This is a genomic window from Lentibacillus kimchii (assembly GCF_055381965.1).
In genome coordinates, this window is record NZ_AP043934.1 from 547,958 (window position 1) to 568,291 (window position 20,334).

General features: G+C 47.1%; 18 protein-coding genes and 2 pseudogenes. 6 read left to right on the forward strand and 14 right to left on the reverse strand.

Annotated elements, in window-relative coordinates; translation table 11 throughout:
- Positions 1 to 57: 57 nt before the first annotated feature.
- The 5 genes from ACZ444_RS03250 to ACZ444_RS03270 form a co-directional block, all read right to left on the reverse strand.
- The gene (locus ACZ444_RS03250) at positions 58 to 336 is read right to left on the reverse strand and encodes a hypothetical protein (RefSeq protein ID WP_464433572.1); all 279 of its coding nucleotides are present in this window, start codon (positions 334 to 336) and stop codon (positions 58 to 60) included.
- Positions 337 to 394: 58 nt separating this feature from the next.
- The gene (locus ACZ444_RS03255; RefSeq protein WP_382358746.1) at positions 395 to 1,393 is read right to left on the reverse strand and encodes an SEC-C metal-binding domain-containing protein; all 999 of its coding nucleotides are present in this window, start codon (positions 1,391 to 1,393) and stop codon (positions 395 to 397) included.
- A gap of 183 nt (positions 1,394 to 1,576) precedes the next feature.
- Positions 1,577 to 2,476: an accessory Sec system S-layer assembly protein gene (locus tag ACZ444_RS03260; RefSeq protein WP_382358795.1), complete on the reverse strand. Its 900-nt coding sequence runs from the start codon at positions 2,474 to 2,476 to the stop codon at positions 1,577 to 1,579.
- Positions 2,476 to 4,860, reverse strand: a complete 2,385-nt coding sequence (gene secA2, locus ACZ444_RS03265; RefSeq protein ID WP_382358745.1) for an accessory Sec system translocase SecA2 — start codon at positions 4,858 to 4,860, stop codon at positions 2,476 to 2,478. Before secA2 ends, ACZ444_RS03260 begins: the two co-directional genes overlap by 1 nt.
- 235 nt (positions 4,861 to 5,095) lie before the next feature.
- Positions 5,096 to 5,383, reverse strand: a complete 288-nt coding sequence (locus tag ACZ444_RS03270) for a hypothetical protein (protein WP_382358744.1) — start codon at positions 5,381 to 5,383, stop codon at positions 5,096 to 5,098.
- Positions 5,384 to 5,472: 89 nt separating this feature from the next.
- On the opposite strand from ACZ444_RS03270, the gene ACZ444_RS03275 reads away from it, so the two are divergent.
- Positions 5,473 to 6,648, forward strand: coding sequence for a polysaccharide pyruvyl transferase family protein (locus tag ACZ444_RS03275; protein ID WP_382358743.1), 1,176 nt, complete (start codon positions 5,473 to 5,475; stop codon positions 6,646 to 6,648).
- A complete protein-coding gene (murJ, locus tag ACZ444_RS03280) occupies positions 6,649 to 8,112 on the forward strand; it encodes a murein biosynthesis integral membrane protein MurJ (protein ID WP_382358742.1) in 1,464 nt (487 codons plus the stop codon). It begins immediately after the preceding gene.
- A 411-nt stretch (positions 8,113 to 8,523) separates the two neighbouring features.
- Here the strand turns inward: murJ and ACZ444_RS03285 are convergent, their stop codons facing one another.
- From ACZ444_RS03285 to ACZ444_RS03325, 9 genes and pseudogenes are all read right to left on the reverse strand, one after another.
- Positions 8,524 to 9,477: an MBL fold metallo-hydrolase gene (locus ACZ444_RS03285; RefSeq protein WP_382358741.1), complete on the reverse strand. Its 954-nt coding sequence runs from the start codon at positions 9,475 to 9,477 to the stop codon at positions 8,524 to 8,526.
- Between the two features lie 114 nt (positions 9,478 to 9,591).
- Positions 9,592 to 11,136 carry a class I adenylate-forming enzyme family protein gene (locus tag ACZ444_RS03290; protein WP_382358740.1) on the reverse strand — a complete coding sequence of 515 codons (1,545 nt, stop codon included), beginning with the start codon at positions 11,134 to 11,136 and terminating at the stop codon, positions 9,592 to 9,594.
- 103 nt (positions 11,137 to 11,239) lie between these two features.
- Positions 11,240 to 12,061, reverse strand: a pseudogene (locus tag ACZ444_RS03295) (acyl-CoA dehydrogenase family protein); the annotation flags it as partial.
- Between the two features lie 78 nt (positions 12,062 to 12,139).
- Entirely contained in the window at positions 12,140 to 13,495 is a 1,356-nt protein-coding gene (locus ACZ444_RS03300) for an IS1182 family transposase (protein WP_464433229.1), read from the reverse strand.
- 129 nt (positions 13,496 to 13,624) lie between these two features.
- Positions 13,625 to 13,972 (reverse strand): annotated as a pseudogene (locus ACZ444_RS03305) (acyl-CoA dehydrogenase family protein); the annotation flags it as partial.
- 254 nt (positions 13,973 to 14,226) lie between these two features.
- On the reverse strand, positions 14,227 to 14,628 hold the full coding sequence (locus ACZ444_RS03310) for a MaoC/PaaZ C-terminal domain-containing protein (protein ID WP_382358232.1): 402 nt from the start codon (positions 14,626 to 14,628) through the stop codon (positions 14,227 to 14,229).
- A complete protein-coding gene (locus ACZ444_RS03315; protein WP_382358231.1) occupies positions 14,625 to 15,074 on the reverse strand; it encodes a MaoC family dehydratase N-terminal domain-containing protein in 450 nt (149 codons plus the stop codon). The genes ACZ444_RS03310 and ACZ444_RS03315 overlap by 4 nt, the downstream gene beginning before the upstream one ends.
- 23 nt (positions 15,075 to 15,097) lie before the next feature.
- A complete protein-coding gene (locus ACZ444_RS03320; protein ID WP_382358230.1) occupies positions 15,098 to 15,862 on the reverse strand; it encodes an SDR family oxidoreductase in 765 nt (254 codons plus the stop codon).
- 379 nt (positions 15,863 to 16,241) lie between these two features.
- Positions 16,242 to 16,991: a leucine-rich repeat domain-containing protein gene (locus ACZ444_RS03325; protein WP_382358229.1), complete on the reverse strand. Its 750-nt coding sequence runs from the start codon at positions 16,989 to 16,991 to the stop codon at positions 16,242 to 16,244.
- A gap of 88 nt (positions 16,992 to 17,079) precedes the next feature.
- On the opposite strand from ACZ444_RS03325, the gene ACZ444_RS03330 reads away from it, so the two are divergent.
- From ACZ444_RS03330 to ACZ444_RS03345, 4 genes are all read left to right on the forward strand, one after another.
- Positions 17,080 to 18,387 (forward strand): DUF2254 domain-containing protein, encoded by a 1,308-nt coding sequence (locus ACZ444_RS03330; protein ID WP_382358228.1) that lies wholly within the window; start codon positions 17,080 to 17,082, stop codon positions 18,385 to 18,387.
- Between the two features lie 156 nt (positions 18,388 to 18,543).
- Positions 18,544 to 18,750: a hypothetical protein gene (locus ACZ444_RS03335; RefSeq protein WP_464433573.1), complete on the forward strand. Its 207-nt coding sequence runs from the start codon at positions 18,544 to 18,546 to the stop codon at positions 18,748 to 18,750.
- Positions 18,751 to 18,797: 47 nt separating this feature from the next.
- The gene (locus ACZ444_RS03340; RefSeq protein ID WP_464433574.1) at positions 18,798 to 18,920 is read left to right on the forward strand and encodes a hypothetical protein; all 123 of its coding nucleotides are present in this window, start codon (positions 18,798 to 18,800) and stop codon (positions 18,918 to 18,920) included.
- 299 nt (positions 18,921 to 19,219) lie between these two features.
- The gene (locus tag ACZ444_RS03345) at positions 19,220 to 20,314 is read left to right on the forward strand and encodes a glycosyltransferase (RefSeq protein WP_382358226.1); all 1,095 of its coding nucleotides are present in this window, start codon (positions 19,220 to 19,222) and stop codon (positions 20,312 to 20,314) included.
- The last annotated feature ends 20 nt before the right edge of the window (positions 20,315 to 20,334 follow it).

The following is a 20,334-nucleotide window of genomic DNA, read 5'->3' on the forward strand; positions in this document are numbered from 1 at the left end:
CCAAAAACCGATCGGGAGCACTGGGGAATCAATCGAGCAGTCGTTCGTTTGAGGATGTTAATTTTCGGCCACGCCGAAAATTTTCCCTTTAAGAAAAAAACACGCCCAAAATCGATCGAGCCGCACTGAATATCGATCGAGCACCATCCAAAGTCGATCGATCTGCACAGCATATCGATCGAGCACCACCCAAAGGCGATCGATCCGCACTGAAAATCGATCGAGCACCACCCCAAGCCGCGCGAGCCGCACCGAATAGAGCGCGAGCACCGCCCCAAGCCGCGCGAGTCGCACAGCATAACGATCGAGCACCGCCCCAATCCACCCGAGCACCACCCAAGCCAGAGCATCCCAATAAAAAACCCTTGCCATTACGGCAAGGGTTAACCTTATGTCAAGACTCGTCCGATTCTGCAGCCAGCTTGCGGTAGTTGGCGGAGATGCTGCCGGGTGTGCAGTTATACTCGCGGGCAAGCTGGTCCTGGGTGATCGTGGTATCCTGCAGCCAGTCTTTCTGCACGAGATATTCCAGGGCTGCTGCGTAGGGTTCGGGTTTTCGTAAGGATGGTTTAGCTTCTTGGGCGTAGCGCTGCCAGAAGGCCACGCCTTTAAATAAGACGTCATCCTGAACGTTTTTTTCAATCATGTGATCGGCAAACAATTGTGCCACGTTTTCGTGAACGGCATTGCTCCAGTCATCTGTTTCTTTTCCCTGATTCAGGGCGTCAGCGAGAAAGTCAGGGAAGTGCTCCTGCAAGCCGCCATCCTGCCGGTCATAAGTATTTAATAATTGCGTGATGTGCTCCGGCTCGTGACGGTACAGTTTTATAATTGTATAAAAGAAACCGTACTGATCAGCATATGGCACCAGTGTTCCGATTAGCAGACTGCCTTCGGAAAAATCTTCTTCCGGATGATAGGGGATGCGGAAACGTTCGCGCGTGCGGCAATCGTCCAGCGTGAGCTGATGGCTGTTCGCATCTACCTGCACCACCTCATAGGCTGATGGCAGCTGCTCGCCCCAGCTGGCGAACAATTCGCGTGTGCGCCGGCTGACACCGCGTATGGACTTGTTGAAAAAGTCCGAGAAAATGGTGCGGATTTCGGTGCCAAATGGGATGTGAAATAGAATCCACAGTGTAAGCCCGGTTTGATAGATTTCGGCTGTCTCCGCGTCGTTGTCCATATCGTCACGGTGGTAACGTGCCTTCAAATTTGCAAGTGTCTGTGCGTAGCCGTCCATAATGGCCGCGGCGAATTGCTGGTGAAGCTTCTGCAGTTCACTGTTCGTACGCTCAACGCTTGTATTGGCTGCATTTTCAAAGCCGCAGCAGTTTTTGTACTTTTTACCACTTCCACATGGGCACGGGTCATTTCGTTTAATCTTGCTCATAGTATCGAGCACCTCTTGTTAGATTACTAGCTTCCTATTATGCAGGAAAGATCATGCAATTTCAAGTCAAATACAGCTGTAACACCCACAAGTTGGGGATAGTGTCGTCATAGCTGCTGTCTGATGCGGCCGGGGCCGCGCGCATCATTAAGTTCCGCGCCCGGCCCCTATCCGCAGGCGCCATTAAGCCTTCTGATCCTGCTGAATCGGGTAGGCGGACCATTCACTGAGATCGATTTCCTCCCGAATAATCATACGCGCTGGAAAAATGAATGTCCATGGTTTGCTCGTATTCGCCCGTATGGTGAAATCTGTCATTTGAAAGCTGCCGCGTGCGACTTCCTCACCGCTGGCGTCTTTCAGCCCGAGCGGCACCTGCTCCAGATGGATATTTTTCTCCGCGCCGTTGCGGATCAGGATTGTGGCTGCGATATCGCCGTTGTCCTGCTGTCTGGCCTGGACGCCCATGAAATTCATTTCCCCCGGTTTCAGCTTCGGTGCCTGCTTCACAATGGTTTCGAGCGATGCGCGCGTCTGCTCATTGATCGACTCTTCCCATGAGTTCTCCAAATCCAGCTGGTGCGATTTTTTCAGCTCAAATGCAAGCGACCAGCTGCCGGCTAATTGCGCTGTATCACCGACGATCATGTCCGGCTCAAAGACGAATGTCCATGGCCGCGCGCCGTTTGCCGGAATCGAGCCGAGCTGGCTGAGATCAAACGTCTTGCGGGCAACCGGTTTTTGATCCGAGCCCAGAAGCAGCACACGCGTTTCGCCGAACTGAATAGCTTTCGTGACTGTGTTGCGGATCAGGCCAGCGACTTCCATACCTTTTTTCGTTTGCTTCACTTCCATCCCGTAAATGGAAATCTGATTTTGATGCAGTTTGGGGCTCTGGCTGTTATGAAACGCATAGACGTAGCGGTCTTCCTCGGTCAGACCCCAGTCATCCGGGATCGACAGCTCCGTTTCCACAGCTGGCTGATCAGCGTCAGAGGTTTCCTCCTGATCCGGCTGTAAATAGTCGTCAGCTTTCGCCGCTTGCTCCTGCTTTTTTTTCGTTCCTTTGGCAAAATTAAACATCAAATCGTCCTTTCTTTTGACTCTTGCTTGTTTTGATCAGCGATTTTCCGCTCCATCAGGCCTGCTGTACGCGATGCCAATTCAAACGTTAATTGACTGAAGGAGGACTCAAACAGTGAGTAGCCTTCTTTTTCAAACAACTGAATCGGATCTTCCTGCTGATACTGCCGCATGCCAATGCCTTCCTTCAGCTGCTGCATCGTGTCCAGGTGTGATTTCCAGACGTTGTCAACCACGACAACCGCCAGACCCCTAACGGAAGCCAGGACCTGCTCGTTTTCGGCAAATGAAAAGAAACGTTCCTTGTGTTCCTCCCAGGCCGGCTCAACCAGTTCCTTGACGTCGTCTTCAGTCTCTACCTGCTGTCCCGCCAGCGTCACGTCACTCAAAAGGATACGGTTCAGATTGTCTTCAAGCGGTTTCAAATCAATTTCTTCTGGCGCTGCATCAACCTGCAGATACGTATCAATCATTTCCCACGGCACATTCGCGGTTTGTTTGTCAACAAACGTCAGGATATCATCTGTCTCCAGAATATTATTCCGCAGCTCATAAACAATTTGCCGCTGCTGGTTCAGGACCCATTCCAGCTTCAGGTTGTATTCGCGCACCTGATACTGCATCCCTTCACTGATCCTTTGGGCTGTTTCCACAAGTTTATGCACGTTGGACGAGGTGACAAGACCATTCTCATCTGATTTTAGCTTCGGTCGCATCCGCTCCAGTTCATCCGGTGCAAAACGCGTCAGCAAATAATCCTCGAGTGAGAGCACATATTGCGTTGATCCCGGATCACCCTGACGCCCGGAACGCCCGCGCAGCTGGTTGTCAATCCGCTTGCTTTCATTACGCTCCGTGCCGAGCACATGCAGCCCGCCACGTTCGGCAGCACCTTCACCCAGAATGATGTCCGTACCGCGCCCGGCCATATTGGTAGCGATCGTCACACGGCCGACCTGGCCGGCCATCGCAATCAAGTGGGCCTCCTGCTCAACACTTTTAGCATTCAGCAGATGATAGGGGACACCGCCCTCATCGAGAATGCGCGCCATTTCCTCTGACTGCAGAATCGATGTCGTCCCGATCAGCATCGGCTGACCCTTTTCATAGCGCGAGCGGATCTCCTCCAGCAAAAAGTCATTTTTCGCCTGCTGGGTCATGAACACTTGATCCGGCAGGTCCGTCCGCTGATTCGGTTTATTCGTCGGGATCTGAATAACATCCATCCCGTAAACCTGGAACAGCTCCTTCTCCTCAGTTTTCGCCGTCCCCGTCATCCCGGACAAAGTCGGATACATCCGGTAATAGTCCTGCACGGTGATCGAGGCATACGTTTTATTCTCATCCGAATTGGCGAGCCCTTCCTTCGCTTCAATCGCCTGATGCAGCCCGTCACTCAAGCTGCGGCCTTCCATCACACGGCCCGTATTCATATCAACCAGCTTGATCTGACTGTCATCAACGATGTAATCCACATCACGCTCAAACAGCATCCGCGCCCGCAATGCCTGCAGCAGGGCATGGAAAAGCGTGCTGTGCTCCAGATCGAATAAATTCGGAATCCCAAAAATCCGCTCACACTTGCTGATGCCATCATCGGTAAAATTAGCGACCTTCGTTTCCGGATCAAACGTGAACTCCTCATCCTGCGTAAAGCCAGCAATCACGCGCGAACACACCTGATAGAGCCGCCCAGCCGCCTGATCCTTGCCAGCAATAATCAGCGGCGTGCGCGCCTCATCAATCAGCACACTGTCGACCTCATCAATAATGGCAAAATGATACGGGCGCTGCACTTTTTGATCAAGCGACTGCACCATATTATCGCGCAGATAATCGAAGCCAAATTCATTGCCGACCCCATATGTAATATCACACAAATACGCATTCTTTTTCTGCGAACTGCTCAAGCCGGACACATTCAAACCGACACTCAGACCGAGAAACTCATGAATCTGACCGATCAGCTCCTTATCCCGCTGAGCGAGATAATCATTCACCGTGATAATGTGCGTGCCTTTACCTTCCAGCGCATAAAGATAGGCCGGCAGCGACGCAACAAGCGTCTTCCCCTCACCAGTCGCCATCTCGCCAACATTGCCTTTCTTCAGCACCAGACCACCAAGAAGCTGCACATCAAAATGCCGCATGCCCAGCACGCGCACCGCCGCCTCGCGAACCGTCGCAAAAGCCTCCGCCGTCAAATCATCAATCGACTCACCCTCATCAAGCCGACTGCGGAATTCCGCCGTTTTCGCCTGCAGCTCCTCATCCGACAGAGCCTGAAATTTTGGTTCCAACTCATTTATCTTTTCAACACGCGCCAGATACGGTTTCAACTCTTTCATATTTTTCGGTTTTCTTTCCAATAGATTCGTAGACATAACAACGAAACTCCTTCAAAAATAACTTACTAGTAGTATAGCATAAACAGCCGTGTTAATATAAGGTAAAGAGTGCCGACCCCGCACAAGGATGCGCTTGTGCGGGGTGCCTGCTCCCGTGGGGTGCCCGCCGCGGGGAAGCTTTCCCGCGGGGTGCCTGTTTCCCGCAGGGTGCGAGTTTCCCCGCGGGGTGCCTGTCACCACCCGAATTTTGTCGAATGATGTTGTCCAGTTGTTAGACATTAATTGAACGTTTTCGGCCACGCCGAAAACGAACACTCTCAAACGAACCACCGCCTGATCGCTTCCGATGCTCTCGATCGAAAAAGGGCGATGTTCGATCGATTTCGAGAGCTGCTCGATCGAATTTGAGAGCCTCTCGATCGATTTCGGGAGCATCTCGATCGAATTCGGGAGCCTCTCGATCGATTTCGGGAGCATCCCGATCGAATTCGAGAGCACCTCGATCGATATCGAGAGCACCCCGATCGATTTCGGGAGCCTCTCGATCGCAATCCCGCAAGCTCCCGATCGAAAAATATCGCCATCGGGAATGCGGGATCATGCACCATAGTCAAATTTAAATGAATGTGTAAGAAAGGCAGAAATCATATGCGAATTGGAATTACAGGAAATTATGGCAATCAGAATCAGGGTGATGAGGCGATTCTGGAAGGCATTATCATCCAGCTGGAACAGACGTATCCGGTTGAGCGCGAGGACATATGTGTGTTCACGAAAACACCGGAGGAGACGCGCCACAAATTAGGTGTGATGACGCATCCTCTATATGAAAGGACGAAAACGGCGCCGGGTTCGCTTATGGCGACGATCCGTCAGACAATGCCGGTCATCCGCGGGCTGGACATGCTTATCATTGGCGGCGGCGGGATTTTAATGGATCTTTACATAAATAGTACGGTCATTTTTGCGATGTACGGCTGGCTGGCGAGGCGCGCGCATGTTCCGGCAGTGATTTATGGTGCGGGGGCCGGACCGATCAACACGCGTGCCGGCAAATGGCTCGTCAAATCGCTCGCGGGCCATGCTGATCTCGTAACCGTCCGGGACGCGCCATCGAAAAACCTCCTTGCCTCCATCGGGGTTAAACAGCCGGTTCAGGTGATCGCGGATCCTGCGTTTTACGTGCCTGCCCCAGCGCAGGAGTACCCGGCGGACAGCCGGCTTGCGATCGGTGTGACCGCGCTGCCGTATTTTCACAGCAGTTACTGGCCGGAGGAGGATACACAGAAATATAATCACTACATTGAAGGCATGGCGGCGAATCTCGATCACCTGCTGGCCGAGCAGGACCAGGCGGTGATCACCTTTTTCGCCACGAAATACCCGCAGGATCTGGGTGCCGTGCGTGACATTCAGGCCTTGATGCAGTATCAGGATCGCACGGAGACGCAGGAGGATTTTCTGACGCATCGGGAACTGCTTGCCCTGATTGAAAAGCAGGATCTGATTATCGGAACACGGCTGCATTCCCTTATTCTGGCGCTGGCCGCAGCTAAGCCGGTTATGGCGGTTGCTTATCATCAAAAAGTGCACGCGATGATGGACCGGATTGACTGTGCCGAGGCAAGTATTCATATCGAAAATGTCCACATTAACCAGCACTTTTTCGCCGATGGGTGCAGCCGGATGGCAGCGGACTGGGAGACGACCAGGACCCGCTTCAGAGAGCGTTCTGAAGCGATGAAATATCAGGAGCCGAGGGGCATGACCCTTATTCAGGAAAACATCACCGGCGCTAGCCGGATGAGAAAGCAGGGATCCTGATTGGGCGCTCCATCACGCTTTCTCAAACTGCTCGGCACGATCACACTCATCAATATTCTCTCGCGGGTGTTTGCCTTTCTGCGGGAGCTGTTTATCGGCTATCAATACGGCACAACCTATCAAGCGGACAGCATCATCACGGCGTTTACCATTCCGAATTTCTTTCACATCGTGCTCGGCGGCGCGGTGACGACAGCATTTATCTCGGTCTACGGCAAACAGCAGAGCCAGGTCAAACACGATTTCGCCCGGACCGTCTTCACGATGCTGGCCCTGGTGGTCGGCACGCTCACGATCGCCTTCATGCTCCTGCCATCATTCTGGATGGAGCTGTTTTTCGGCGGCATGTCCGGTGACGCACTTGCGCTGACTGAAAAACTGTTCCGACTGACCGCACCAGCAACATTTTTCCTCGTCGTCGGAATAGCACTAAGCGGGCTGCACAACGTCTATGGCCATTACCGGCTCAGCACGACGTCGACCTTTTTGTTCAACGCGCTCTATCTCATCATCGGCGCAGGGCTCACACCATGGCTCTCAGCCTATTCGTATTCACTCGGAGCAGCACTCGGCGCCGCAGCAATGTTCGGATTTCTCGTGTATTTTATCCGCAAACGCAATTTAATGCCGCTCAAGCCGAAACTGGTGCGCATGCCGCAGAATAAGCGATTCCTGAAACTGGCGCTCCCGCTCATGCTTGGCGGTGCGACCATGCAATTTTACCAGCTGATCCAGCGCATGTTCGCCGCACCACTCGACAACGGGGCAATCGCCGCGCTCAACTACGCATCGAAAATGACGCAGATGCCCCAAGCCGTGCTCATGACAAGCGTCACAACTATGATTTATCCTATGCTAACCAAAGCAGCAGGGGAAGGCGATCAGACAAAAATCACCAACGCCTATCAAAAAGGCTTCCGGCTCCTGACACTGCTCCTGCTGCCAGCAAGCGCTTTTCTGGTCATTTATGCCAAAGACATCATGACATTCATCCTGCAATACGGCGCCTTCAGCACCGATTCAACCAGCGCGACATACCCGCTGCTGCAAATCTATGCCATCGCCGTACTCGGACTCGCCCTGAACACCTATATCACACGGTTTTTCTACGCCGCAGAAAAAACCGTACTGCCCGTCGCCCTGAATGTCCTGTCCGTCATCGGCATCAACATACTTGTCATCATCCTATTTCGGGAGCAACTGGGCGCAGAAGCAATCGCACTCGGCACCGCCATAAGCGCCATCATCAACATGCTGCTGCTCATCATCTGCGCCCGCTGGCAACTCAAACTAAACGTCAGCAGCCACCGCTTCATCGGCAAAATCATACTATACACAGCCGCAGCAACCGCAGCATTATGGCTCGTCTCACTCTTGCCATTCACCCTAGCCCTGCTCTCACTAGCAACCGGCGGCATCACCCTGCTGCTCATCATCGGCACAGGCATCAAACTTGTACACTGATGAAGAGAAGGGGGGGAGACAGAGCGAATGCTAATTTCCGTGCGGGGTGCCCGTCCGTGCGGGGTGCCTGTCACGACCCGAATTTTGTCGAACCGCTCTCGCTGGCAGCTCGAAATTGAATGGGATGCCCGCCGAGTAAGAGTTAGCCACTCGCTCGCAGTGAATTTGGGTGGGCTGTAAATGACGGTTGAAAGGATTGAGCCCCGACGAGACATCCATATGAGAGGGGAGATGGTGTTGACAGTCCAGAATGCCACATCTTAATTTGCTGATGGATTTCCAGTTGGAGATCCTTGCCGAATCGCAATTGGTTATTTCGTTTGCGTACCGCATCAGAAATAGACGCCTGTGATACTGGATTGAAACTCATTTTTACACTGTCAGATTCACCTATTTATAATGTAATAATTTTTATTCAATAAGACGATATAGATATATTCCGTTTCTTTTTTTCGCAATCACTTCGTTACGTTCTATTAAAAGATCTAGAAGACTTGTAATTTCCAGGACAAATGTGACAATTAAATTTTCATACCGATCAGGATACATGTCTTTAATAATATCCAGGCCTGTTTTTTCTCCTTTTGATAGAGTGTTTTTCAGACGTGTTGCTCGTTTTTCTGTTCTTCTTAATTGAGCATTAACAATACTTTCTAAATCGTAAATGTCAGTGCCATGCCCTGAATAAGTTATCTCTACGGGAAAACTCAGACATTTTTTTAAGTTATTAATATATTGAAGGAGCGGCTTTGCGCGTTTCTCACCAGGAAAAGGTGCATCAAGAAAAAGGCCGACATGAATGTCATCAATAACGTGATCACCACAAATAAGAATTCTATCTTTAGCACAATATAAGGAAATGTGATCTTGTGAATGCCCTTGAGTTTCAATGATTCTCCATTCCGGTAGATTGGGAATCACATCTCCTTCTTTTAATTCCTTAGTTACCCTTAGATTCGTTAACAATTCCCGCTTACTTTTTAAAAAGGACCATTCCCTTGCCGCCTTGTTTGAAAGACCAAACTCATAAAGAAGATTTTTAAAGAAAATGTGGCTCCAATACATATAGTCTTCATCCTGGAGGTAGGTTTGTGTATTTTTATGTGCATAAACAGGTACAGAAATTATTTCCAGGATCCACTCAAGTAACCCTATATGATCATCATGGTGATGTGTTATAACGATTTGTTCTATTTCAAAAATGGTTAGCCCCATTTTATGGAGACCCTCATTTAATTCCTTCCACGCCTGTTTGGTTTTTACGCCTGCATCTATTAAAGTGATCTTTTTTCCATACAACAAATACACATTAACAGGTCCGATTGGAAAGTTTGTTGATAATGTAATCTTTTCTATTTTCTGCACCATATTTCATCCAAATCCTTTTTCAAAAAGTAATATTGAAACTCATAAGCTATATTTGGTGGGGGATTTACAACTAATTAACCTGTCATAATCACCCTTTAATCATCTTTATGATCAAAACTGGAATTCTTGATACATATCTTTTAATCGCATTTTTAATATTTTACCTACACCATTTCTGGGTAAATCTTTAACAAAAACGATTTGACGAGGTGTTTTATATTTTGCCAAGTGAAGCTGGCAGTATTCAATCAACGCTTTTTCAGTGATGTTATAGTCTTCTTTTTTTACGACACAAGCAAGCACATCCTCACCCATACTCACAGATGGGACACCAATTACTGCAACTTCCGAAACAGCTTCATGTTTTGATAGCAATTCTTCCAGATCATGTGGATATATATTGAAGCCCCCGCGTATGATTAAGTCCTTTTTACGATCAACAATATAGAGATATCCTTCCTCGTCGACCACTGCCATATCACCTGTATACAGCCAACCATTTCGAAGCGCTTGTTTTGTAGCCGCTTCATTTTTAAAATACCCCGGGGTAACATTATCACCTCGCACTAATAATTCTCCGACTTCTCCCGTAGGTAATTCTGTCCCATCTTCATCTGCAATTTTAATGGTCACACCAGGCATAGGTACCCCAGCAGACCCTTCTTTTATTGGCAACTCATGTCTTTGGGTTGCCACTCCAGGAGATGCTTCCGATAGACCATAAGCATCCCATACTTCCGCTTGAAATTTCTCAAAAAACGTCTCTCGTAAACTGGCTGGCAATGCTGCAGATCCTGAAGTGACAGTCTCAAGTGATGTTAAGTCGTATTTATCGGCTTTTGGATTTGTTACCATTGCATGAATCATTGCCGGAACCAGTGCAAAGGATTTAACGTTATATTTTTCTATCGCTTTAAACACTTCTTCCGTTTCAAATTTAGGAATAATAACGACAGATTCTCCTTTTATAAATAAATCATTCATGACGCCAAAACCAAAAATGTGAGCCAAAGGAAGAATCCCTAAAGTGGTGCCTCTTTCTTCATGCTCCCTGAGTAACACCCCGTTAGAAGCATTTGCATGTAAATTTTTATGGGTCAACATGACACCTTTTGGCTTTCCTGTCGTTCCTGACGTATAAAAAATGACTGCTACATCATCTTCTTTTAGGTTTGGGGAATGTTCCTCTGAGGTATTAATCTTAGAAAGAGAATTTTGCCAATCCATCATGTCTATAGTTTGATCTGAGGATGTCTCGTCGTTTGGCAGGTCTACACAAATTATTTTAGGTTTAATCTGTAAACCTTTTGTTGCTTCGATAACTTTATCTAATAGAAAAGAAGACGTAACAATGGCCTTTGCTTGAGAGTTCTCCAATATATAATTAATTTCATCTGCTTGGAGGAGGTGCATAACAGGGACCACTATGGCACCCGAACGTAAAATACCTTGATACGAAAATATAACTTCAGGACTATTTGGCATACAAACAAGCACTCTATCTCCAACTTCTATACCAAGCTTATCAATCAAACAGGAAACCTTTTTTGCCATAAGCTCACTCTCAGCGTTTGTATAAGACTTGTTCCCATAATAAAGCAATGGATACTCACCATAGGAATTTATATTTTCCTCTAATAATTTTGAAAGAAGCATTTTATCCCTCCATTTATATCTAAGTTACAGATATCTCGTTAGGTCTTTTTGATAAATGGCCACTCTCTTCAGTTATAACGATAAAAGCGACACTTCAATCGTTTTATAACAGCTCTCCTACGGTTTCATATCCTTTTAATAAATTTCTGGCAATCGTACGGCGCTGTATTTCATCCGTTCCTTCAAAAATCCTAAGCAGCCTTAATTCACGATACCATCGCTCAATTGGTAAATCTTTTGTGTAACCCATACCACCGTGGATTTGTAATACGCGATCAACTACTTCATTAGCCATAACAGCTCCCTTTAATTTCGCCATGGAAGACTGATGACGGGCATCTATTCCATTCTCCTCCATCCAGGCTGCACGCAGGACAATCCACTTTGCTGCTTCAATATCCACAGCAGAATCAGCAATCATCCACTGAATCGCTTGCCTCTGGCTAATCGGTTTACCAAACGTTTTTCGAGTATGAGAATAATCAATGGCCATTTGAAGTAATCTTTCTGCAGCTCCAACTGCATTAGCTGGAATCATATATCGCCCCTGACCAATCCACTGCATACCAAGTTTAAAACCATGGCCTACTTCGCCTAAGATATTTTCTTCAGGAACACGTACATTTTCAAAGACCAGTGTTGCAGGTCCCCATTCGCCCATTGTGTGAATATACTCGGAGTACCAACCCATATCACGGTCTACCAGAAAACAAGTAACGCCACCGTCAGTGCCCTTTTCTTTATCAGTTACCGCAAACACCATAGCAAAGTCTGCTTCGTTCCCACCTGTAATGAAAACTTTTTCCCCATTTAATAGCCAATCATCACCGTCTTTTATCGCAGGCATTGTTATATTCCTTGCGTCAGAACCTGCTCCTGGTTCTGTGATTGCAAAACAAGATGTTTTTTCACCATTAATGACAGGTGAATCAATTTCATAATTGCTCTTATTAAAAACGCAAAGACCTGCAGAATTTCTAATGTGTATTTTTTTAAAATTCCTCTAAGCAGCCTGCTGCTGCTTTAACGCGGCATCAATGCGGTCTGCGGCTAATTTCGATGCATTATACATCAACGTAACGATATCAAAATGGATCTGAGCGCGTTTCCCTGAACGATGGCGAACATTGTTGAGCTGAAAGAATTCCTTTAAATAGGCATTGACACGTTCAACGGCTGATCGGCGCTTGTAGATGGTGTTCCAAGCTTTAGAGCCCCGTGCCGGGGCTGTGTATCGCCTGAGGTCTTTAGTGATTTTCATCTTGAATACTTTCTGGCATATGTCTTCATGGGCTAAAGGGCAGTCTTTGCATTCCTTTGGGTTTGTGTACTTCAGGGTTTCATGTTTGGCATCGTAACTTTCATAACGGTACGAATGTTCACGGAAACATGTTGGGGCAAAATATTTATCAAACCCTATGGGTTCCGATTCATTGCGTTTATTATAGGCAATGATAGATTGCTGGCCCATTCGATAGACCTGCGTGTAAATCGGTTCAAAATCATAACCCGCATCCATCGTCTGATAACGCAAGTTTGAAAGAGGCAAGCGTTCATTCATCCCCTTCAATAAAGGAATTGCGGCTTTTCCATCATTTAGATTTCCTGATGAGAAAAGGGCCTGTAAAATGTATTGACTTGATGTGCCGACAGCCAGATGTCCTTTATAGCCAAACCAGAATGTATTTTTGCCTTCGCTGTTTTTCTTGATCCCCCATTGGGGATCCCGGGGAACACCGTCTCGAAGTTCTGTTAAAGATGCATCCAGTTGAGCTTCGATTTTCCTGTCATAAAGAGGCAGATTCGCTTCTTTCTCAGCTTGTTCCTGGAGCCATTGGTCACGCTCTTCCCTGGATTTACGGCCGCGTTTTTTCGGTTCCGGCTTTGCCTTTTCTTCTTTAGGCGGGGCCTGATCACGTGCTTCGAAATGAGTCGCATCGATGGCGACTGTATCATCAGCGATAAAGCCTTCGGCAATGGCTTGAAGAACAACTTTTTCCTGGGCCTTTTCCAATGCATCTGACTCGCTCAGCTTGGTTAAAAGGCGGGAATAGGAAGCTTCCGAAGGAATCTTGTCTGAAACCAGAAATCCACAATTCAATTTGAAGGCAATATCATCATCTAAGCGTTTTTTCAGGTCTTTTATGGTTGGGATGCGTTCAACATACCGAATGAAAACGGAAATAATCATCGCTGCAACATTCAGCTCTTCAGGCGCGCCCAAACGGGATTTTTTAGCCATGTCGTGATAAATGGCATCCAAATCAACGGCGGAAATGATCGCCTCATACTTTTGGGTAGGTTCCATGTCATAAAGTTCTTGGATGCTAAATAAGCTTGGTTGTCGTATAATAGTCATAGGAAGTATTCCTCCAATCTCTATGGATGTTTTAGTTCAACTACCATTATACAAGATTTGGGGAGGTACTTCCTTTTTTACGTTTTTAAGTCCTTGCGCCGCAAGGGCTATGAATTATGAAATTCGCTCAGGTAATAAATATTTTTCCTTTTGTTCATCAGTACCCTCATATAAAATATTGTCAGCCGAACCGCCAAAGTTAAAAGGCACGAAAGTACGTCCTAACTCCATCGTCACGAGCGCGGCCATCATGGGTCCTAAATTAGCTCCACCATATTCCTCAGGTGTGTTAATCCCCCAAAATCCAATATCTTTAGCCTTGTTTTGCAACGCTTTTATTTTCTCCTTTGGCAGACCAGGCTTTCCTTCTCTTTCATTTTTTAGTACCTCTTGTTCAAGTGGTACTAATTCTTTATTCACAAAGTCCCTTACTGTTTTTTGCACCATTCTTTGTTCATCTGATAAAGTAAAATCCATTCTACTTCAACTCCCCATTTGTTAAATTAAGAAACATCTCTTTTGTAATTGCTTTCAAAATTGAAAAAGAAAAACACTATTTTTAGATATATATTCAACGTCAATTTAAATACCAAAAACACGAGCAGGAACTGTAGCTAGCGCTCCTCCGTGTCTTGCAATAGGCGACCTAACAGCGGAAACGATAACAGCGTCTCTATCCATAAGCTAATCACGCCTTTTATTAAAATAATTAATCATAAAGTGAGCCATTATCATTGTATAGAAAACCGCAGCTTTCCTTTAATAACCTCTTGATCTCGCTGATTGACAGCTTTAATTTTAAAATCCAGACATTCTTCTGCACTTTTTTCGACCTTTGCTTTTAGAGTTAAAACATCATTTAAGAATACCATCCCTGAAAATCGAATCTGATAATCCTGAATAAATCCTTCTTCAAAATAAGGTGTAAATAATTTTGCTAAATTCCCCATTGTCCACATTCCATGGGCAATAATTCCTGGCAAACCCGCTTTTGTAGCTTCTTCATCAATAGTATGAATTGGATTAAAATCCCCAGATGCACCTGAATATTTAATCAAGTCCATTCTTGAAACTGGATCAAGTGTCACATCATCTAATGAATCACCAACTTGCAATTCTATTAAGTTATTCATATTGTTTTCGCCTTCCTTACAGCTTCAGTTAAAATGATAGTCATTTTTTCCTTAAAGATAATATTTTCCTCACTATCTTCACCGTAATGAACCACTTCTAAAAAAAACATCCGTCCATCTTTGCCTTTTTTCTCATAAAAATTTTCTACTTTTGCATAACAATATATATCTTCTCCAACGAGTAGCGGTCGATTGTAATGATAGGTCTGCTCACCATGAATTAAACCTTTTTCAGGAAGATTTAGCCCCTCAATTTCCCCATAATCAAACACCCGTGGAAAAGTTGGTGGTGCAATATTGTTTCCGTACCGAGATTGTCTGCCAACCGTTTCATCTGTAAAAATAGGATGCGGATCTCCAATTGATTCTGCAAATCTTTTAACCGATTGTCTTTCAACAGTGTTCCTTATTTTATTTGATTGTTTTCCAATCAATTCCTTATACATGTGACTATCTCCTTTCAATCTATTTAATCCTTTGGTCCTCCAGCCACATAAATAACTTGACCATTAACGAAGGATGATTCTTCATCGGCAAAAAACGTAACTGCATTGGCGATATCCTCTGGTTCACCACTTCTTTCTACTGGTATATTACTTACACTAAACTTTACAAAATCGTCATAAGGGACCCCCATTCTCTGGGCTGTTTCTTTTGTCATTTCCGTTTCAATAAATCCTGGAGCAACTGCATTTGTGGTAATTCCAAACTTCCCAAGTTCAATTGCCAGTGTCTTCGTGAGGCCCTGTAAACCAGCTTTAGCAGCAGAATAATTTGATTGCCCACGGTTGCCAAGAGCTGTGGTAGACGATGTATTAATAATCCGACCGTAATTTTGCTTGACCATATATTTTTGCGCTGCTCTTGCAGTATTAAATGATCCTTTTAAATGGACATCCATGACCTGGTCCCAGTCATTATCCGTCATCTTAAACAATAGGTTATCCCGAATGACACCTGCATTGTTTACTAGGATATCAAGTGAACCATATGCAGAAACGACATCCTCGACTGCCGCTTCTGCTTCTTCTGCATTTATCACATTTACTCGTTTAGTATATATTTCATGACCCTCACTCAAGAATTCCTTTTTCGTCTCATTCAATCCTTCCTCGTTAATATCAATAATTGCAACCTCAGCTCCTTCTTCAGCAAACTTTTGTGCCACCCCCTTACCAATTCCACGACTTCCACCTGTAACTAGAGCGACTCTTCCATTAAATCTTTTGGCCATCATATATTCCTCCCAATTATTAAAATTAGTTTGTACGGTCTGTATTTAAGTGAATTAATCCCCTGACCCTGATTAATAACGCTATATAACGCCTTACCCATTAATATGTTTAAAAAGATGTTTTATTAATGTAATGGTCGTCATTTTTTAAATGTTATGAAAATTTAACTGAAACGAATTTAATGTAGAAGGTTAAAGATTTCCTTTGAAACGTACTTCCGCCGTTCGCGAAGTTTCATCTTGAATTTGCAGAGGTTAAAACAAGAAAAAGTCTTTTATATGGGAAAAATTCATCTTATTTCTAAAGAAATTTCCACCACCAAGACCAACTGTGAAAGGAAACATATATCAGCTTAGAGATCGTATCAATTACATTCTGTTAAGAAATATAGGCAGAGTCATGTGTGGGAAAATCGCTCGCAGGGTACTGGAAGGGGAGGGATACACAATTGACCATAAGGCAAAGAGGTTCACTCCTACTTGATTCATCCGAATTTTGTTGAATCGCTCTCGCTGGCAGCTCGAAATAGGGGGGGAGCTCGATCGAAATTGGGCGGTGCACGATCGAAATTGGAAGGAGCTCGATCGAAATTGGAAGGAGCTCGATCGAATTTGAGAGGAGCCCGATCGAATTTGAGAGCGTCCCGATCGATTTTGGGAGGAGCTCGATCGAAATTGGGCGGTGCTCGATCGAATTTGGGAGGAGCTCGATCGAAATTGAGCGGTGCACGATCGAATTTGGAAGGAGCTCGATCGAAATTGGGCGGTGCTCGATCGAATTTGGGAGGAGCTCGATCGATTTTGGAAGGAGCTCGATCGAAATTGAGCGGTGCACGATCGAATTTGGAAGGAGCCCGATCGAAATTGAGAGGAGCTCGATCGAAATTGAGAGGAGCTCGATCGAAATTAAGAGGAGCTCGATCGAAATTGGGAGGAGCTCGATCGAAATTGGGAGGAGCTCGATCGATTTTGGGCGGTGCTCGATCGATTTTGAGAGCGTCCCGATCGATTTTGGGAGGAGCTCGATCGAATTTGGAAGGAGCTCGATCGAAATTGAGAGGAGCCCGATCGATTTTGAGAGGATCTCGATCGATTTTGAGAGCACCCCGATCGATTTTCCGAGCTGCACTCACCCGAAATCCGTAGCAGAATGGCGCGTGTATTTTCGCATAACCTAAAAACCAACTCTTCAGAACAGGACAGGAGGCTCACTCAACATGAATCAGTCGAAATTTTGGCCGTCCGTCCGGGCGCAATTTTGGTTTTTGCCCGCTGTCTACGGGCTGTGTTCCCTGGTGGCAGCGGCTGTCGTCACGGCTCTGGATGTCTTGCTTGTCCCAAAAATTTCCGATAGCATCCCGAATATTTTTCTGACTGGACCGAGCATCGCGAAGCAGCTCTATTCCGCGCTAATCACCGCGATGCTCACGATGACGACGATCAGTTTTTCCACCATCATGGTGATGCTGACAACCTATTCATCGCAGTTCTCACCCCGCGTGCTGCAGAATTTTATGCAAAGCAAAATCACCCAGCACGTCCTGGGCGTGTTCACGTTCGGGTTTATATTTGTTCTGATCAATCTGTGGCTGCTAAACGATACGAAGCAAAAAGAATTGCTCAGCCCAATCATCATCGTGCTGATCACCATCATCGCGCTCGGCTTCTTTGTGCTGTTTATCCATTTTTCCGCGCGCTGGGCCCAGGTGAATTTCCTGATCGGGGTGCTCCGCAATAAAACATCCGCCCTGATCGCCCGTACTTTCGAGGAACATTCATACGGTGAACATCCGAACTGGGATCAGACGCAGACGAATACGATTCGGCAAAACGAACGCAAAACCATCGAAGCGCGCCGCTCGGGCTATGTGCAGCTCGTTGATTACAAATATTTGATCAGCTGGGCTTCCACCAACAATATCGTGCTCGAAGCCACATTTCAGGTCGGCGATTATGTTCCGAAAGGTCTGCCGGTATTTTATTACTGGTCACTGGATCAGGACAATGTCCAGATTGAAAAGCACGATAAATTCCTGGCCATCGGTGATGAGCGCACCGACCAGCAGGACATCGCCTTCTCAATTGAAAAATTAGTGGAAATCGCGGTCAAAGCGCTGTCACCAAGCAAGAATGATCCCAGCACAGCGATTAATTGCATCCATCGCTTGAGCAGTCTCCTGACCGAAATTGCCGGCAATTATAAACCGGTCGCCTATTATTCAGACGCGAACGGGGAACTGCGCTTAATCATGGCCCAGAAAAAATTCCGCGACTACCTCTATAAATGTTTTTATCAAATTAAACATTACGGAAAAGACGACATATCGGTGGTCTGCACCATGATGGACGCCCTGTATAAAGTCGCAGTCGTCAGCCGCGCATCGATCCAGGACGAAATCTGGCACTTCAGCAACTACGTATTAGAAGCAATTGATACCAAAAATTTACCATCTATGGATTATCAGCACTTAAAAGAAGTGACCGACCAGTTCACCAACCTCTATGGAAAAGAACTGACACTCTAAGGAAGGGGAAAAGGCATCTGACTTTGTGCTGTGCTCGCGCGGAATTGGGAGGTGCTCGATCGATTTTGAGTGGTGCTCGATCGAAATTCAGTGCGGCTCGATCGACTTTGGGAGGTGCTCGATCGATTTCCTGTGCACCCCGATCGACTTTGAGCTGTGCTCGATCGATTTTCTGTTCACCCCGATCGAATTTGGGAGGTGCTCGATCGATTTCCGATGCAACTCGATCGACTTTGGGAGGTGCTCGATCGATTTTCTATGCACCCCGATCGAATTTGGAAGGTGCTCGATCGAAATCCGATGCACCCCGATCGACTTTGTGCTGTGCTCGATCGAATTCTTGTGCACCCCGATCGACTTTGAGTGCTGTGCTCGATCGATTTCCGATGCGGCTCGATCGACTTTGAGCTGTGCTCGATCGAAATCCGATGCGGCTCGATCGAATTTGGGAGGTGCTCGATCGACTTCCGATGCACCCCGATCGACTTTGTGCTGTGCTCGATCGAATTCTTGTGCACCCCGATCGAATTTGAGAGGTGCTCGATCGAAATCCGGTACAGCCCGATCGACTTTGTGCTGTGCTCGATCGATTTTCTGTTCACCCCGATCGAATTTGGGAGGTGCTCGATCGATTTCCGATGCACCCCGATCGATTTCCGGTGCACCCCGATCGATTCCCCCCGCCCCCAACCCGCATCTCCCTCTTCATGAAATTCTGCAAATCTCACTAACTTAAAAGAAAAAACGCCTGCCATTTTGCGCTGCTTCATGTTATAATAATAGGGACTAAAATTGACATGCAAGTATTGAAAAAGGGATGGGAAGGTCAAACATGCGATTATGCTATATGGCGCCGGCATCGGTCATACATACGGTCCGCTGGGTGAACGCCATGGCAGCAAGAGGCCACGATGTCTCGCTTATCACGATGCATGCACCGGCCAGGGATGCGATTGATCAGCGGGTGCACGTGATCCAGCTGCGTGTGAAGGCACCGGCCGGCTATTATTTGAATGTTTTCGAGGCCCGGAAACAACTCCGGCAGATGGACCCTGATGTGCTGCATGCGCATTATGCGAGCGGTTATGGCACTTTGGCAAGGCTCGTGCGCTTTAATCCAACGCTTCTTTCTGTTTGGGGGAGTGATGTGTTCGCGTTTCCTGAGCGCGGGGAGCGCCAGCAGAGGCTTTTAACCAAAAATCTGCAGGCGGCCACACACGTCACGTCGACCAGTCACGCGATGAAGGCGCGAACGGAAACGTTTCTGCAGTCGAAACGGCCTATTGATGTGATTCCGTTTGGGATTGATCTGGACCGCTTTCAGCCAGCCGAGGCACCTAAACAGGATAATAGCTTGATTACCATCGGTACGGTCAAAAAGCTCGAACCGATCTATGGCATCGACCGGCTGCTCCGCTCGATATGCCAATTGCTGGAAAATCTGCACTTCGCGTCGCAAAATGAGCTTGCCGCCAGGATCCGTGTCCGCATCGTCGGAGACGGCCCGCAAAAAGATGAGCTCAAACAGCAGGCGCTGTCACTCGGCCTTGCCGACATCACGACGTTTTGCGGAGCGGTGCCGAACGAGGACGTGCCAGAACAGCTGCATCAGCTGGATATTTATGAGGCGCTCTCCAGACAGGAAAGTTTCGGTGTTGCCGTACTGGAAGCCTCCGCCTGCGGTGTGCCGGTTCTCACAAGTGATGCGGAAGGCCTGCCTGAAGTGGTGCAGGACGGCGAAACAGGCTTCACGGTCGATGGCGATGATATTGAAGCAGCAGCAGAAAAACTGCAGACGCTCGCGACTGAACAGGACCTGCGCCGGCAAATGGGCGAGAAGGGAAGGACCTTCGTCCGGACGCATTATGACTGGCAGGCTAATGTCAGCCAGATGGAGGCGGTGTATCAGCAGCTGGCGGGCCGCTAATCCGGCGGGAAAAGGTGTGC